Source organism: Povalibacter sp. (assembly GCF_036735925.1).
In the GTDB taxonomy this organism is placed as follows: domain Bacteria; phylum Pseudomonadota; class Gammaproteobacteria; order Steroidobacterales; family Steroidobacteraceae; genus Steroidobacter.
In genome coordinates, this window is the sequence record NZ_DAINNK010000024.1 from 1 (window position 1) to 13,178 (window position 13,178).

The following is a 13,178-nucleotide window of genomic DNA, read 5'->3' on the forward strand; positions in this document are numbered from 1 at the left end:
GGCATCACGCTGTTCGATCGGGTGGAATCGGAAGATCCCACGGCGCTGATCGGACTGCCGCTGATCTGGCTGTCAGGAGCGCTACGGCGCGCGGGTTTTCAGTTGCCCTGAGCGGCCTTCTCTCAACTGTGGGGCCGGCTTTGGCCGGCCTGCGAACCGTCGGGCTAAAGCCTGACCCACCGGAAGAGTCTGTAGTCATGCCTTCGCCACGAGCGCATCCAGCACGGACTGCAGCTCCGGCGGCAGTTCCGCCGACACCGTGAAAGGCTTGCCCGCGCGCTCGAAGCTCAACGAGTGCGCATGCAGGAACATGCGATTCAGGCCGAAGGGCTTCAGCAGCGCATCGCGCTCGCGATCACCGTACTTCTCGTCGCCCGCGACCGGATAGCCGGCATGCGACGCATGCACCCGGATCTGATGCGTGCGACCCGTGCCGAGATCCACGTCGAGCAGCGTCGCGAGCTTGCCGAAATGCCTGACCGGCTTGAACGTGGTCACGGCCTCCTGCCCTTCCGCGTGCACGCGCACGACCCGCTCGCCGCCCTGTTTCAGATTGGTCTTCAGAGGCAGATCGATGGTCTTGGTACCGAACGGCCACTTGCCACAGACCAGCGTCAGATAGTGCTTCTCCATTTGCCGTTCGCGCAGCATCGCGTGCAGTTCGCGCAGAACCGCGCGACGTTTGGCGATCAGCAGACAGCCGCTCGTCTCCCGGTCCAGACGATGCACCAGCTCCAGTTCCTTCAGTTCCGGATGCAGGGCACGCAGCGTTTCGATGACGCCGAAGCTCAGCCCGCTGCCTCCATGCACCGCAACGCCTGCAGGCTTGTTCACGACCATGAGGTCGCGATCGTCGTAGATCACCGCCGACGCGATGAAGTCACGCAGAGACCGCGAAGGCGAATCCGTCTGTTCGCGGGGTTTCAGTTTTACCGGAGGCACGCGAATGCGATCGCCCGCCGACAGTCGATAGTCAGGTCCAATGCGCTTGCTGTTCACGCGCACTTCGCCGCTGCGCAGGATGCGATAGATCAGGCTGCGAGGCGCATCCTTGAGGATGCGCAGCAGGAAGTTGTCGATGCGCTGTCCGTCGTCGCCCGGCCCGGCCTCGACGTGAGTCACCTTGGCGGCAACGCTCGTTCCTGCCGGGGAATCCGCGGAAATCGGGGCCGGGTCAGCGATTGGACGGGTCGATCTGGGCATTCGCTCTGCGGCCGACAAAGTATTCGTAAGCCATTGATTGAAAAAAGATGGCCTGTTATATTCCGCCGCGATTTCCCGCTGGCGTCTGCGCGATCAACTAAGCACTGACCTCGCAGACTCAAGCACCAACGCAGCGTTTCCAGGCCACACCCGCGGCAACCATGCCACCGGGGCAGTCACACGAGGCGCTGCATCTTAGTTGGTCCTGATGGGATCTGCTTCCCGAGATCCATGGACGATGTCCGCACCGCTCGTTGAAAACAGTTTCCGGCGGCGCACTGCAGGTTCGTGACGGCACGTTCGGTGTAACCGACGCTGCACCCCTCCATCCTCCTGGTCCCCGGCTCGCAAGCTTCTCCTGAAGGACCATCGCTCGGCCGCGCGAACGGCGATGCCGGACCCGCAACTCGGGATCCGGGTCGACGAAAGCGTCCATGGGCGACCCATAGAGGCAGCATTACAACAACGTGCAGGACCAACACCTGCGCCGGTAACAATCGGATGACCTCCCTTTCCGATCGATCCTTTGCTCCTTCGCTGGCGTCCGCCTGGCGTGATCTCGTGGCCCCTGGTCATTCAGAAGGGTCTCATGAAGCGAATGCTCGTCAATGCAACTCAGGAAGAAGAGTTGCGAGTCGCACTGGTTGATGGACAGAAAATCTACGATCTCGACATCGAAGTACCGTCCAAAGAACAGAAAAAATCCAACGTCTACAAAGGACGCATCACCCGCGTCGAACCCAGCCTCGAAGCCTGCTTCGTCGATTACGGCGCGGATCGCCATGGCTTCCTGCCGCTGAAGGAAGTCTCCAAGGAATATTTCAAAGACGGCGGTTCGCCCGGCAATCGCAACATCCGCGAACTGCTGAACGAGGGCCAGGAAATCCTGGTCCAGGTCGAGAAGGAAGAACGCGGCAACAAGGGCGCAGCCCTCACCACGTTCATCAGCCTCGCCGGCCGCTTCCTGGTGCTGATGCCGAACAACGCCCGCGCCGGCGGCGTCTCGCGCCGCATCGAAGGCGAAGATCGCGAGCAACTGCGCGAAGCGCTCGATCAGGTCCAGATCCCCGACGGCATGGGCGCCATCGTCCGCACTGCCGGCGTCGGCCGCTCGGCCGAAGAACTGCAGTGGGATCTGGATAACCTCAAGGAAGTCTGGAACGCCATTGCGCAGGCCAACGAAAGCCGCCCTGCCCCGTTCCTGATCTACCAGGAATCCAAGGCCATCCTGCGTGCGCTGCGCGACTACCTCGCCGACGACATCGGCGAAATCCTCGTCGACAACCAGGAAGTCTTCAACGAAGCACAGCAGTACATGCAGCGCTTCATGCCGGCGACGCTGCGCAAGCTGAAGCTGTACGAAGACGCGGTGCCGCTGTTCACGCGCTTCCAGATCGAGAACCAGATCGAGTCGGCGCACTCGCACAAGGTGAACCTCCCTTCCGGCGGCTCGATCGTCATCGACCCGACCGAAGCACTGGTGTCCATCGACATCAACTCCGCCCGCGCCACGCGCGGTACGGATATCGAAACGACCGCCCTCAACACCAATCTCGAAGCCGCCGACGAAATCGCCCGTCAGCTGCGCCTGCGCGATCTGGGCGGTCTGATCGTCATCGACTTCATCGACATGGAGTCGCAGAAGAACCAGCGCGCCGTCGAGGATCGCCTGCGCGACGCCGTGAAGCAGGATCGCGCCCGCATCCAGATCGGTCGCATCTCGCGCTTCGGCCTGCTGGAGCTGTCACGCCAGCGCCTGCGCCCGTCCATCGGAGAAGCCGCGCACATCAACTGCCCGCGCTGCAACGGCATGGGCACGATCCGCGGCGTCGAGTCTCTGGCGCTCGCCCTGCTCCGCCTGATCGGCGAAGAAGCACGCAAGGACCGCACCGTGAAGGTGATCGCGCAGCTGCCGGTCGAAGTCGCGACCTACCTGATGAACGAAAAGCGCGAATGGCTCAACAACATCGAGACCAAGAGCAGCGCCGAAGTCATCCTGGTGCCGAACAAGTACATGGAAACGCCGGCGTACGACATTCGCCGCGTGCGCGATGACGAAGCCGGACTGCCGGAGAACAGCGCCGTCAGTCACCAGATCCCCGTCGTGCCGACGCCGACGGTGCAGGAGAATGCCGTCGCCGAGAAACCAGCCGCCATTGCAGCACCCGCTGTCGTTACCGCTGCGCTGCCGAGCATCCCTGCGCCTGCCAGCATCGCAAACGAGACGGCGCCGCCGGCCGCCCCGGCACCCCAGGAACAGATCGGCATCTTCGTGAAGCTGTGGCGATTCCTGTTCGGCGGCGCCGGCCAGGCAACCCCGCCGGCCAAGCCCGAACCGCAACGCCGCGACAGCCAGCGCCGCGACCGGCACGAGGGACGTGATCGCGACCGCAATCGCGACCGTCACGGCCGTGATCGAGATCGAGACCGCGACCGTCCGCGCCAGGAACACAAGAGCGGCGACCACAAGGAACGCGCGGGCCAGCAGGAAGCCCGCCGTGATTCGCAGCCCCGTCACGATCGTAAACCCCGCGAGGGCGGCGATCATCGGGCGGACGGCCAGCAACGCCGGCAGCAACAGCACACCCGACCGGAACAGCGTCCCGAGCAGAAGCAGGAACAGAAACCGGAACAGAAGCCCGAACAACGAACCGAGCAGGTCGCCAACCGGCCGGCCGGCGATCGTCCGGAAGGCGCAGGCGGCGAGGGACGCGGAGAACGCGGCGGTCGCGGTCGCCGTGGCCGTCGTCGGCGCGGTGGACGCGGTCGCGGCGAGGAAGCCGGCGCGAGCGGCGGTCCGACCGTCGGGGGCGAGCATGGAGAATCCCATGCAGCTTCGTTCGAGAGCCATGGCGGCGAGTCTTCGGGGGCGCGCAACGAGGCGCCACGTCACGAACCGTCCCAGGGCTTCGACTCCCCTCCGGCCGTGCACCACGAACCGCGCTCCGATGCAGCACCACCGCCGCCTGCAGCGCCGCGCGAATCGTCGGAACCGCCGGCCGGCAATCCGCCCGCTCCTCGCAACGAGAGCGCGCAATACACCGTCTGGTCGTCGGCACCGAGCAGCGGCAGCAGTTCATGGGGTAGTTCGTCGGGCTCGAGCCGCCGCGACGAATGAGTGATGTCGTGAGGGGCCAGCAATGGCCCCTCATCGTTCAGCGACTCAACAGGTCACGCAACAAACCGTCGGCCGCCTGCTCCAGCAGGTCCAGCACCTCTTCGAAGCCGCGTTCGCCGCCGTAGTACGGATCGGGTACGGCCGTGGTCCTCGCATCGGGGACATAGCTCATCATCAGCGCCAGCCGATGATGCTGCGTAACGTCGAATCGTCGACGCAGCTCCCGCAGATTCTCTTCATCCATCGCCAGGATCAGATCGAACCGCTCCGCATCACGCGGCTCGACGACACGAGCACGCAACGCCGTCAGATCGATCCCCCGACGCCGCGCCGCCGCGATCGAACGCGAATCCGGCGGCTCACCGACGTGATAGTCGTGCGTTCCCGCCGAGTCGACTTCGAAACGCTGCTCGAGTTGCCGCTCGATCAGCAGGCGTCGGAACACGCCTTCGGCCGTGGGCGAGCGGCAGATGTTGCCCATGCAGACGAAGAGGATGCGCATGCCGTGAGGATTCATCCGCGCAGGCACGAATGCAACCCGCAAAAGCCTCGGTAGCGATCAGATCGCCATACCGGCGAACTGCGCCCGCACCCGTTCGAGATCTTCCGGCGTGTCGACGCCGACGCCCGGCACTTCACTGGCGATGCCGACTGCAATCTTCATCCCCGCCTGCAGCGCGCGCAGCTGCTCCAGCTTTTCCGTCACTTCGAGATCGCTGGGAGCCATGGCGGTCAGCGCACGCAGGGCCGCGACGCGGTAGGCGTAGATTCCCAGATGTCGCTGCGCGCCGAGGATGCTGGTCTGGCTGGTGAGTCCGGCGGGTGCCGCGTCGCGATGCCATGGAATCGGGGCGCGACTGAAATACAGCGCGAGACTGCCGCGCGCCGTGACGACCTTGACGACATTGGGATCGAGGAATTCGCGGATGCTGGTGATCGGCGTGCAGAGCGTCGCGAGATCGGCATCCGGCGTTCTTGCGAGCAGGTCGGCGACCTGGTCGATCAGCACGGCCGGCAGGCGCGGCTCGTCGCCCTGCACGTTCACGACGATGGTGTCGTCGCTCCACTGCCGCTGGGCGGCGACCTCGGCGATGCGGTCGGTGCCTGATTGATGATCCGCGCTCGTCATCACGCCGACATTGCGGCCCGATCGTCCCAGCGCCGCGGCGGCAACGCGCGCATCGTCGGTGGCGACGAGCACTTCGTCGGCGCGACTCTGCTCGGCCGCGGCCACGACCCATTGCACCATCGGCCGACCGGCGATGTCTGCCAGCGCTTTGGCAGGAAGACGCGTCGAGGCGTAGCGCGCCGGGATGACGACCTTGAAGGACATCAGTTCTGCAGCAGCGGGTCGGTCGGTTCCAGCCGCTTCGCGTCGTCTTCGAGCATCACGGGAATGCCATCGCGGATCGGATAGGCGAGCCGATCGGCGCGACAGATCAGCAGCTGCTGGGGCTTGGCGTATTGCAGCGGGCCCTTGCAGACCGGGCACGCGAGGATGTCGAGTAGCTTGGTGTCCATGGGCCTGGAGCTTAGCGCGTTCGTCTTTCCTGTGGGGCCGGCTTGAGCCGGCCTTCTGAGGAGTCAGGCTGAAGCCTGACCTACAGGACGCGGTCGATCAGCGTCAGAACGCGCGACCTATCCGACTCGCTCACGTCGATGTCGAGGCGCACCGCCCAATGACGTTCATCGGCGAGACTGCGGCACTTCACCGCATCCTTTTCCGTCATCAACACGGGCGCCCGATCTCCGAACTCGATGTCCGCAGGGCTCAACGCCGCGTGATCAGGCAATGGTCGTCCGTCCACCTTCAACCCCACCGCCTGCAGACCATCAAAAAAGGCCTGGGGATTACCGATGCCGGCGACAGCATGCACAGAGGCACCGGAAAAAGAGGCAAGCGCGCGTCGTTCGCCGCCGAGCAGTGAAATGGCATCGCCGAGGCGTGCCGTGGTAACGATCGAAGACGCCTGAACCGCGCTCGCGCCGGAACGCTGCGTGGAGACGAGAAGATCCACCGTCTTCAGTCGCGATGGCGGCTCACGCAACGGGCCCGCCGGCAGCAGCAGCCGATTGCCGAGCCCGCGCTGCGCATCGACGACGGCAATCTCGGCATCGCGTGCCAGCTGGTAATGCTGGAGTCCGTCGTCGCACAGGACGATATCCGCACCGAGTGCGACGGCCCGCATCGCGGCAGCCACACGATCCGGGCCAGCCACGACGATCGCGCCGGTGCGCGATGCATGCAGCACGGCTTCATCGCCCACTTCATCGGCAGGTGTGTCCGGACGGACATCGCGAGGCCAGTGCGCCGAACTGCCGCCATAGCCGCGCAGCACGATCCCGACCTTGATGCCCCTGCCCTGCAGCAGTTCGGCCAGCCAGATCACGAACGGTGTCTTGCCGGTGCCGCCGACCGTGATGTTGCCGATGACGACGACAGGCTTGCCGACGCTGCGACTGCGCAGAATCCCGACGTGGTAACCGGCACGACGCAGCGTGACCAGCAGCCAGAACAGCGCCGACAACGGCAGCAGCAGGATCCGCAGCCAGGGGGCCCGCCCCCGGTACCACAGCTGCTGCAGGAACGTGTCGGCCTTCACGCGCGTCAGGCGCTGAACTGCATGCGGTGTAGCGCAGCGTACTGGCCGTTGCGTGCGATCAGTTCGCCGTGCGTCCCCGATTCGACGATGCGCCCGCCGTCCATGACGATGATGCGATCGGCCTTCTCCACCGTCGACAGACGATGCGCGATGACGAGCGTCGTGCGGTTTTCCATCAGGCGTTCCAGCGCGCCCTGGATGATGCGTTCGGATTCGGTATCGAGCGCCGACGTGGCTTCGTCCAGGATCAGGATCGGCGCGTTCTTGAGCAGCGCGCGCGCAATGGAAATGCGCTGGCGCTGGCCGCCGGACAGCAGCACGCCGCGATCGCCGACGACCGTATCGAGCCCCACCGGCAACTGGTTCACGAACTCCATCACGTGGGCGGCAGTTGCTGCGCCCTCGATCGCTTCGCCCGACACCTCGCGGCCGAAGGCGATGTTGGCGCGAATCGTGTCGTTGAACAGCACCACGTCCTGGCTGACGAGCGCGATCTGCTCGCGCAGCCCAGCGAGGTCGTACTCGCGGGTGTCCCGACCATCGACGCGGATGGCGCCGGAGTCGACGTCATAGAAACGCGGCAGCAGGCTGACCAGCGTCGATTTGCCGCTGCCCGAGCGGCCGACGATGGCGACCATCTCGCCGGCAGCGATGTGCAGATCGACATCGCGCAGCGCAGCGCCCTGACCGCCGAAGTAGGAGAACGACACCGCATCGAAATCGATCTCGCCGCGCACGCGTTCGGGTTTGAGCGTTCCGCCGGCAGGCTCCGCGGGCTCGTCGATGATCTCGAAAATGCTCTGGCCCGCCGCGATGCCTTGCTGGATCGGCCCCGCCACGCCGACGAGGCTGCGCAGCGGCTGCGTGATCATCGCGAGCGAGGTGAGAAACGCCAGCAGGTCGCCGCCGGTCATGCGTCCCTCGACCCGATCGGACAGGGCGATCGACAGGACGAACGCCGAACCGACGGCCATCACCATCTGCACGATGGGATTCGACAGGCCCTTGGTCAGCACCATGCGCATGACCGAGCGGCGATTGCGCTCGTTCACCGCTTCGAACTGCCGGCCCTGGTAATCCTGGGCGTTGTAGATCTTGATGATGCGGGGCGCGTCGAGCGTTTCCTTGGCGACGCGCGTGATGTCGCCGACGGAATCCTGGATGCGGCGGCCGTAGCGCCGGAACTTCCGGTTGATCAGCGTCACCAGCCAGGCCAGCAGCGGGCCCATGGTCAGGGCGATCATCGCCAGCCGCGCGTTGTAATAGAACAGCGAAGCGATCAGGCCGACGATGGTCAGCGCCTCGCGTACGAACACCACCACCGAGTCCGTGGCGGCCTGTCCGACCTGTTCGGTATTGAAGGTGAGCGTCGACTGCAACGCCGCACTGGAATGGCGATCCGAGTACGTAAGCGGCAACAGCATCAGCCGGTCGAAGATCTGCGCGCGCAGGCGCTTGACGATGTGGCGCCCCACATATCCCATACAGTACGTCTGGGTGAAATCGGCAATGCCGCGCAGCACGAACAGCACAACGAGTCCGAACGGCAGCAGCACGACCATGCGCGGGCTCGGGTTCTCGAAAATGTCGTCGCCGAAAATCTTGGCGAAGCCGGTGAAGCTCACCATCGTGGCCGAAAACAACATTGCGCCGAGGATACCCAGCGCGAACATGCCTCGATGCGGACGCAAGTAGCCCAGCAGCCTGCGATACGTTTCCCACGGAGTGACCGTCCCGGGTGCGCGGCCCTGCTGGTTCGGTGTCATGTCGACTACGTCGCCGGCGTGCCGACCGCCTCGTTCACGGTCGCCATGTTGATGCTCTTGAAACCGAGCCGGCCAACGACGTCCATCGCCGTGACGACCGACTGGTGCGTCGTGCGTGCATCGGCGCGGATGGTCACGGAACTGTCGCGTCCGCTGCCCGCCACTTTCGACACCGCGGCCGACAAGGTCGCAGGACTGTTATTGAGCAGCGTCTGCCCGTTCACGCGGTATTCGCCCGACGCCGTGATCGTGATCTCGATGGGGGCGCCCTTCGTTTCCGGCGGCGCTTCCGTGCTGGCCTGCGGCAGCTGCAGATCGATGTGCGATTCCTTCACGAAAGTCGTGGACACCATGAAGAAGATCAGCAGCAGCAGCACGACGTCGATCAGCGGCGTCATGTTCAGTTCGGGCTCTTCGGTCTCCGAGGGACGCAGCTTCATGATGGGGTCACACCGAGCGGCCGTCGGTCTGTTCGATGGCCTGCACCAGCTTCATGGCTTCCTTTTCCATCTGCACGACCAGATCGTTCACGCGCCCCTTCAGGTATCGGTGTGCCAGCAGCGAGGGAATCGCAATCGTGAGACCCGCCGCCGTCGTGATCAGGGCCTCGGAGATGCCGCTGGCCAGCGCCATCGGGTTGCCCGCGCCGGCCGTTGCCAGGGCGTTGAACGTGCGGATCATGCCGGTCACGGTACCGAGCAATCCCAGCAGTGGCGAAAGTGAGGCAATGGTCCCCAGCATCGGAATGAATCGGTCGAGCTCATGCACGACATGGCGCCCGGCGTCCTCGATGCTTTCCTTGATGATGGCGCGGTCACGATGCCGATTGGCGAGGCCGGCCGCCAGAATCTTGCCGAGCGGCGAATTCTGCTGCAGGGCGTAGACGTGTTTGTCGCTGATCTGGCCGGTTTCCACCCATTTCCAGACCTTGTCCGTGAGTTCGGCCGGAACGACGCGTCGCGCCTGCAGTGTCCAGAGGCGTTCCAGGAAAATTGCGGCGGCGACGATGGAGGCCAGGATGATCGGCACCATCACGATGCCGCCGGCTTTGACGATTTCGAACATGCGGGTCTTCGGTTGTCAGGCCTTTGTTGTCGGCGCGCAGTCTAACAACTGTCACCCTTGAATACAGCGGTCGATCGACGCCTGATGACGGCCTCTACCAGCTACCGGCGTCAGGCTATCGCGCACGCCAGTAACGTGGATGTTCCTGACGGAATTCCCGGGGCGGCCGCAGGCCGTCGACACCGACATCGATCTCGATCGCACCGCTGGTCTGCGTGGACAGCACGCGTGCGCCGCTGCCCTGCCAGCGTTCGACCACATCCGGTTTCGGAAAGCCCCAGCGGTTGCGGTAGCCCGCGGCGAACAGCACCCATTGCGGCACGGTCGCATCGACGAAGGCCTGCGTCGACGACGTGCGGCTGCCGTGATGAGGAGCGACGACGATGTCGCTGTGCCCGAGTCCTGCCGACACCAGTGCCGCTTCGCTCTCGCGCTGGATATCGCCGGTCAGGAGCGCGCTGCCGCCGCGCCCGGACACTCGCAGCACGCAGGAGGTTTCGTTGTCGGACGCATGAAATCCCGTATCGGGATGCAGGATCTCGATGTCGATTCCATCCCACTGCCAGGCCTGTCCCGCCGCGCACACCTCGGCAGGCATCGACGACTGCGTGACGGACGGCCCCACCAGCAGCCGCTTCACCGGCACGCCCCCGACGATCGACGCCATGCCGCCCTGGTGATCGAGATCGCCGTGACTGATCACCAGCGCATCGAGTGCCCGCACACCCTGGCTGCGAAGATAGGGCAGCACGACCATCTCTCCGGTATCGCGCCCGCTGCGAAAGGCCGGACCACCGTCGAACACCAGCACATGGGAGCGCGTGCGCACGACGGTCGCCAGGCCCTGGCCCACGTCGAGCACCGCCAGACTGAATCCTCCTTCCCGTGGCGCCGCCGGTTGCCAGACCAGCGCGGGCAGGCACAGCAGCGCCGCCGCAATCCGCGTCGGCGCAATCCCCGGCAGAACGAATGCCAGCGCACCGATGACCAGCGCCGCCTGCACGATCGCCGGCAATGCAGGGAAGTGCCACAGGGCCAGCGGCAGCGATGCCGCGTGCTCGAAAGCCGGCCAGATCCATTCGAGCAGTTTCGCGACGACGCCAAGAACCAGACCGCCTGCGGGCAGCGAGAACGTCGCCAGCAATGTGCCCGCCAGCACCAGCGGCACGATCAACAAGGTGAACAGCGGCACTGCCAGTGCATTGGTCAGCGGCGAAAGCAGCGACAGGCTGCCGAACGCGGCGATGATCGCCGGCAGCAATCCGACCGTGACGGCGAATTGCACGCGCGTGAAATTCAGCAGCACGCCCTCTGTGGTCCGGCGCCCGGCCGTCGCCAGCAGAATGACGGCGACGGCACCGAACGACAGCCATGCGCCGGGCGACAGGGGCGCGAACGGATCGACGAGCAGGATCGCCAGCAGTGCGAGCGCGATCGTGCGATCGACGCCCCACTCGCGCCGCAGTGTCCGTGCCGCGAAGGCCACGCACAGCATCGCCAGCGTGCGCTGGGTCGGAATCGACATGCCGGCCAGCAACGAATAGCCGAGCGCTGCCAGCACGCCGCAGATCACCTGCCCGTGTATCGCCGTCAGGCGCAGTCGCTGGGCGCGACGCCAGCGCACCAGGTGGCCGCCCGCCCACGCCGCCAGCGCGGCCACCATCGTGATGTGCAGCCCGGAGATGGCCATGAGGTGCGTCATGCCCGTCGCCGTGAACACGCGCCACTGCGCGGCCGGAATGGCCTGCGTTTCCCCGACAGCGAGTCCCTGCAGAATGCCGAGCATCGGCGTCTCGCCGACCGCCTCGCGCATCCGCTGCGCCAGCCACGATCGCATGCGCAGTACCGCGTAGCGAGCCTGCGGCGGCGTCAGGCGCTGATTGCGCGAATCGTCGCGGACGTAACCGGTGGCGCCGATGCCCTGCCGGAACAGCTGCGCCTCGTAGTCGTAGCCACCCGGATTCGCAAATCCGTTGCGACGCTTCAGGCGCACGACGAACTGCCACGTCTCGCCCGCAGCGGGATGAGCAGCCGCGTCGTACCACGAAAGCCGGATGCGCGACGGCACTCCCTGCGGCGCCTGCGCGACTGCGAATTCGAACTGCGGATCGGTGCCGCTGGCATCGGGCAGCGAGGCAATGGCGCCGCGGACCAGCAGGTCCACGCCCTCCAGTTCCGCAGGCAGATCTTCGTGCAGTCGCGATGCTGCTCCGAACCAGGCCCACGCCGCACCGATGACCAGTGCGGCGAGGATGCGAGACCGCAGCAGCAGCGCAGTACACAACAGCGACGCGGCAATCCATGCCCATGGCCAGCACGCCGGCAGGGCCGGCAAGGAATGGATGCAACACAGACCCAGTAGAAATGCGATAGCGAATCGCAGCATGTCCGCCTCCCTGCGGATCGGGACTCGCCCCTGCTGATGCCAGCGCGCCGACCTGCGATACTTGCGCCCGTCTTCGGCCACGGCCGGCGCGTGCAGACGCCGCGCTACTTTGCCTGAAGCTCCCCATGAGTCCAACCGCCGCTGCGGCCCGCATGCCCCGACGCTTTTTCAAACCGCTCAGTCGACAACGCCACCGCTGGAAGGAACGCTGGTTCATGCGTCCGTTCCGGCTGCTGCTCGATCATCCCGTGTACTGGTCGCTGAACCGGCGCAACGTCACGCGCGCCTTCGCGCTCGGCCTGTTCCTGGCGTTCGTACCGCTACCGATCCACATCCTGCTGGCGGCGGGACTGGCGCTCGCCTTGCGCCTCAACATCCCGGCGGCGGTGCTCGGCACGCTGCTGACGAATCCGCTGACCATCGTGCCGCTGTACGTGTTCGCCTACTGGATCGGCTGCATCGTGCTGGGCATCCATCCCGAACCGATGCATTTCGAACTCACCTGGAAATGGCTGTCGACCGATCTGAAGCCGATCTGGAAGCCCTTCCTGCTCGGCTGTTTCTTCATGGGCTGCCTGGCGGCGACGGTGGGCTACGTGCTGCTCGCCACGTTCTGGCACTTCGACCTGGTGTTCAAGTACCACGGGCGGAAGGCGAAGAACAAAGTCGATTCCTAGCTTTACTTCGTTCGTCTGTCGAAGGGAGCTTGTCGAAAGGCGACCGAGACTGCCTAACACTCGACGAGCTTTCTATCCTGCAACGTCAGCGTCCACTGCGGCTCGCAGTCGGCTCTGCGCGTGACACTGATCAGCATCGTCCCGAGTTCGCGATTCAGTTTGAGCAGCAGCTTGAAACACCTGCTGCGCATTGTTGCCATCCAAGTTGCCGCCCCCACACGCGCCTCGCCGATCGGCTCTTGCCGGATTGGCACCCGCGAAAGTACCTACGATCTTCGTGAGGGTAACTCCGACCATCTGTCGCTTATGCTTTTGCAGTTGAATTCTTTCTCAACGCCCGCGCCAACGATCAGTGGTGCA

General features: G+C 65.1%; 12 protein-coding genes and 1 pseudogene. 4 read left to right on the top strand and 9 right to left on the bottom strand.

Going from position 1 to position 13,178, the window contains the following annotated elements:
* A pseudogene (locus V7D81_RS23230) lies at window positions 1-111 on the top strand (septum formation inhibitor Maf); the annotation flags it as partial.
* 84 nt (window positions 112-195) lie between these two features.
* Here V7D81_RS23230 and V7D81_RS09505 read toward each other — a convergent pair.
* Entirely contained in the window at window positions 196-1,203 is a 1,008-nt protein-coding gene (locus V7D81_RS09505) for an RluA family pseudouridine synthase (protein WP_324316045.1), read from the bottom strand.
* Between the two features lie 589 nt (window positions 1,204-1,792).
* On the opposite strand from V7D81_RS09505, the gene V7D81_RS09510 reads away from it, so the two are divergent.
* Entirely contained in the window at window positions 1,793-4,321 is a 2,529-nt protein-coding gene (locus tag V7D81_RS09510; RefSeq protein ID WP_324316047.1) for an Rne/Rng family ribonuclease, read from the top strand.
* 37 nt (window positions 4,322-4,358) lie between these two features.
* Here V7D81_RS09510 and V7D81_RS09515 read toward each other — a convergent pair whose 3' ends face one another.
* From V7D81_RS09515 to V7D81_RS09550, 8 genes are all read right to left on the bottom strand, one after another.
* On the bottom strand, window positions 4,359-4,823 hold the full coding sequence (locus tag V7D81_RS09515) for a low molecular weight protein-tyrosine-phosphatase (RefSeq protein ID WP_324316048.1): 465 nt from the start codon (window positions 4,821-4,823) through the stop codon (window positions 4,359-4,361).
* Window positions 4,824-4,880: 57 nt separating this feature from the next.
* The gene (gene kdsB, locus V7D81_RS09520; protein WP_324316049.1) at window positions 4,881-5,654 is read right to left on the bottom strand and encodes a 3-deoxy-manno-octulosonate cytidylyltransferase; all 774 of its coding nucleotides are present in this window, start codon (window positions 5,652-5,654) and stop codon (window positions 4,881-4,883) included.
* Window positions 5,654-5,842: a Trm112 family protein gene (locus V7D81_RS09525; protein WP_324316051.1), complete on the bottom strand. Its 189-nt coding sequence runs from the start codon at window positions 5,840-5,842 to the stop codon at window positions 5,654-5,656. The genes kdsB and V7D81_RS09525 overlap by 1 nt, the downstream gene beginning before the upstream one ends.
* An 80-nt stretch (window positions 5,843-5,922) precedes the next feature.
* On the bottom strand, window positions 5,923-6,924 hold the full coding sequence (gene lpxK / locus V7D81_RS09530) for a tetraacyldisaccharide 4'-kinase (RefSeq protein WP_324316052.1): 1,002 nt from the start codon (window positions 6,922-6,924) through the stop codon (window positions 5,923-5,925).
* 5 nt (window positions 6,925-6,929) lie between these two features.
* Entirely contained in the window at window positions 6,930-8,690 is a 1,761-nt protein-coding gene (gene msbA, locus V7D81_RS09535) for a lipid A export permease/ATP-binding protein MsbA (protein WP_324316054.1), read from the bottom strand.
* A gap of 5 nt (window positions 8,691-8,695) precedes the next feature.
* A complete protein-coding gene (locus tag V7D81_RS09540; protein WP_324316056.1) occupies window positions 8,696-9,130 on the bottom strand; it encodes an ExbD/TolR family protein in 435 nt (144 codons plus the stop codon).
* A 7-nt stretch (window positions 9,131-9,137) separates the two neighbouring features.
* A complete protein-coding gene (locus V7D81_RS09545) occupies window positions 9,138-9,755 on the bottom strand; it encodes a MotA/TolQ/ExbB proton channel family protein (protein WP_324316057.1) in 618 nt (205 codons plus the stop codon).
* A gap of 115 nt (window positions 9,756-9,870) precedes the next feature.
* Entirely contained in the window at window positions 9,871-12,141 is a 2,271-nt protein-coding gene (locus V7D81_RS09550) for a DNA internalization-related competence protein ComEC/Rec2 (RefSeq protein WP_324316059.1), read from the bottom strand.
* Between the two features lie 125 nt (window positions 12,142-12,266).
* On the opposite strand from V7D81_RS09550, the gene V7D81_RS09555 reads away from it, so the two are divergent.
* Both V7D81_RS09555 and V7D81_RS09560 read left to right on the top strand, forming a co-directional pair.
* Entirely contained in the window at window positions 12,267-12,818 is a 552-nt protein-coding gene (locus tag V7D81_RS09555) for a DUF2062 domain-containing protein (RefSeq protein ID WP_324316060.1), read from the top strand.
* Window positions 12,819-12,989: 171 nt separating this feature from the next.
* Window positions 12,990-13,178 (top strand): hypothetical protein (locus V7D81_RS09560; RefSeq protein WP_324316062.1); only part of this gene is annotated, 189 nt, incomplete at its 3' end.

What these genes read in the sequence shown, in the direction of transcription:
- V7D81_RS09550 (WP_324316059.1), bottom strand. Translation starts at nt 12,141, where the DNA reads ATGCTGCGATTCGCTATCGCATTTCTACTGGGTCTGTGTTGCATCCAT.
- V7D81_RS09525 (WP_324316051.1), bottom strand. Translation starts at nt 5,842, where the DNA reads ATGGACACCAAGCTACTCGACATCCTCGCGTGCCCGGTCTGCAAGGGC.
- V7D81_RS09555 (WP_324316060.1), top strand. Translation starts at nt 12,267, where the DNA reads ATGAGTCCAACCGCCGCTGCGGCCCGCATGCCCCGACGCTTTTTCAAA.
- V7D81_RS09545 (WP_324316057.1), bottom strand. Translation starts at nt 9,755, where the DNA reads ATGTTCGAAATCGTCAAAGCCGGCGGCATCGTGATGGTGCCGATCATC.
- V7D81_RS09515 (WP_324316048.1), bottom strand. Translation starts at nt 4,823, where the DNA reads ATGCGCATCCTCTTCGTCTGCATGGGCAACATCTGCCGCTCGCCCACG.
- msbA (WP_324316054.1), bottom strand. Translation starts at nt 8,690, where the DNA reads ATGACACCGAACCAGCAGGGCCGCGCACCCGGGACGGTCACTCCGTGG.
- V7D81_RS09505 (WP_324316045.1), bottom strand. Translation starts at nt 1,203, where the DNA reads ATGCCCAGATCGACCCGTCCAATCGCTGACCCGGCCCCGATTTCCGCG.
- kdsB (WP_324316049.1), bottom strand. Translation starts at nt 5,654, where the DNA reads ATGTCCTTCAAGGTCGTCATCCCGGCGCGCTACGCCTCGACGCGTCTT.
- V7D81_RS09510 (WP_324316047.1), top strand. Translation starts at nt 1,793, where the DNA reads ATGAAGCGAATGCTCGTCAATGCAACTCAGGAAGAAGAGTTGCGAGTC.
- V7D81_RS09540 (WP_324316056.1), bottom strand. Translation starts at nt 9,130, where the DNA reads ATGAAGCTGCGTCCCTCGGAGACCGAAGAGCCCGAACTGAACATGACG.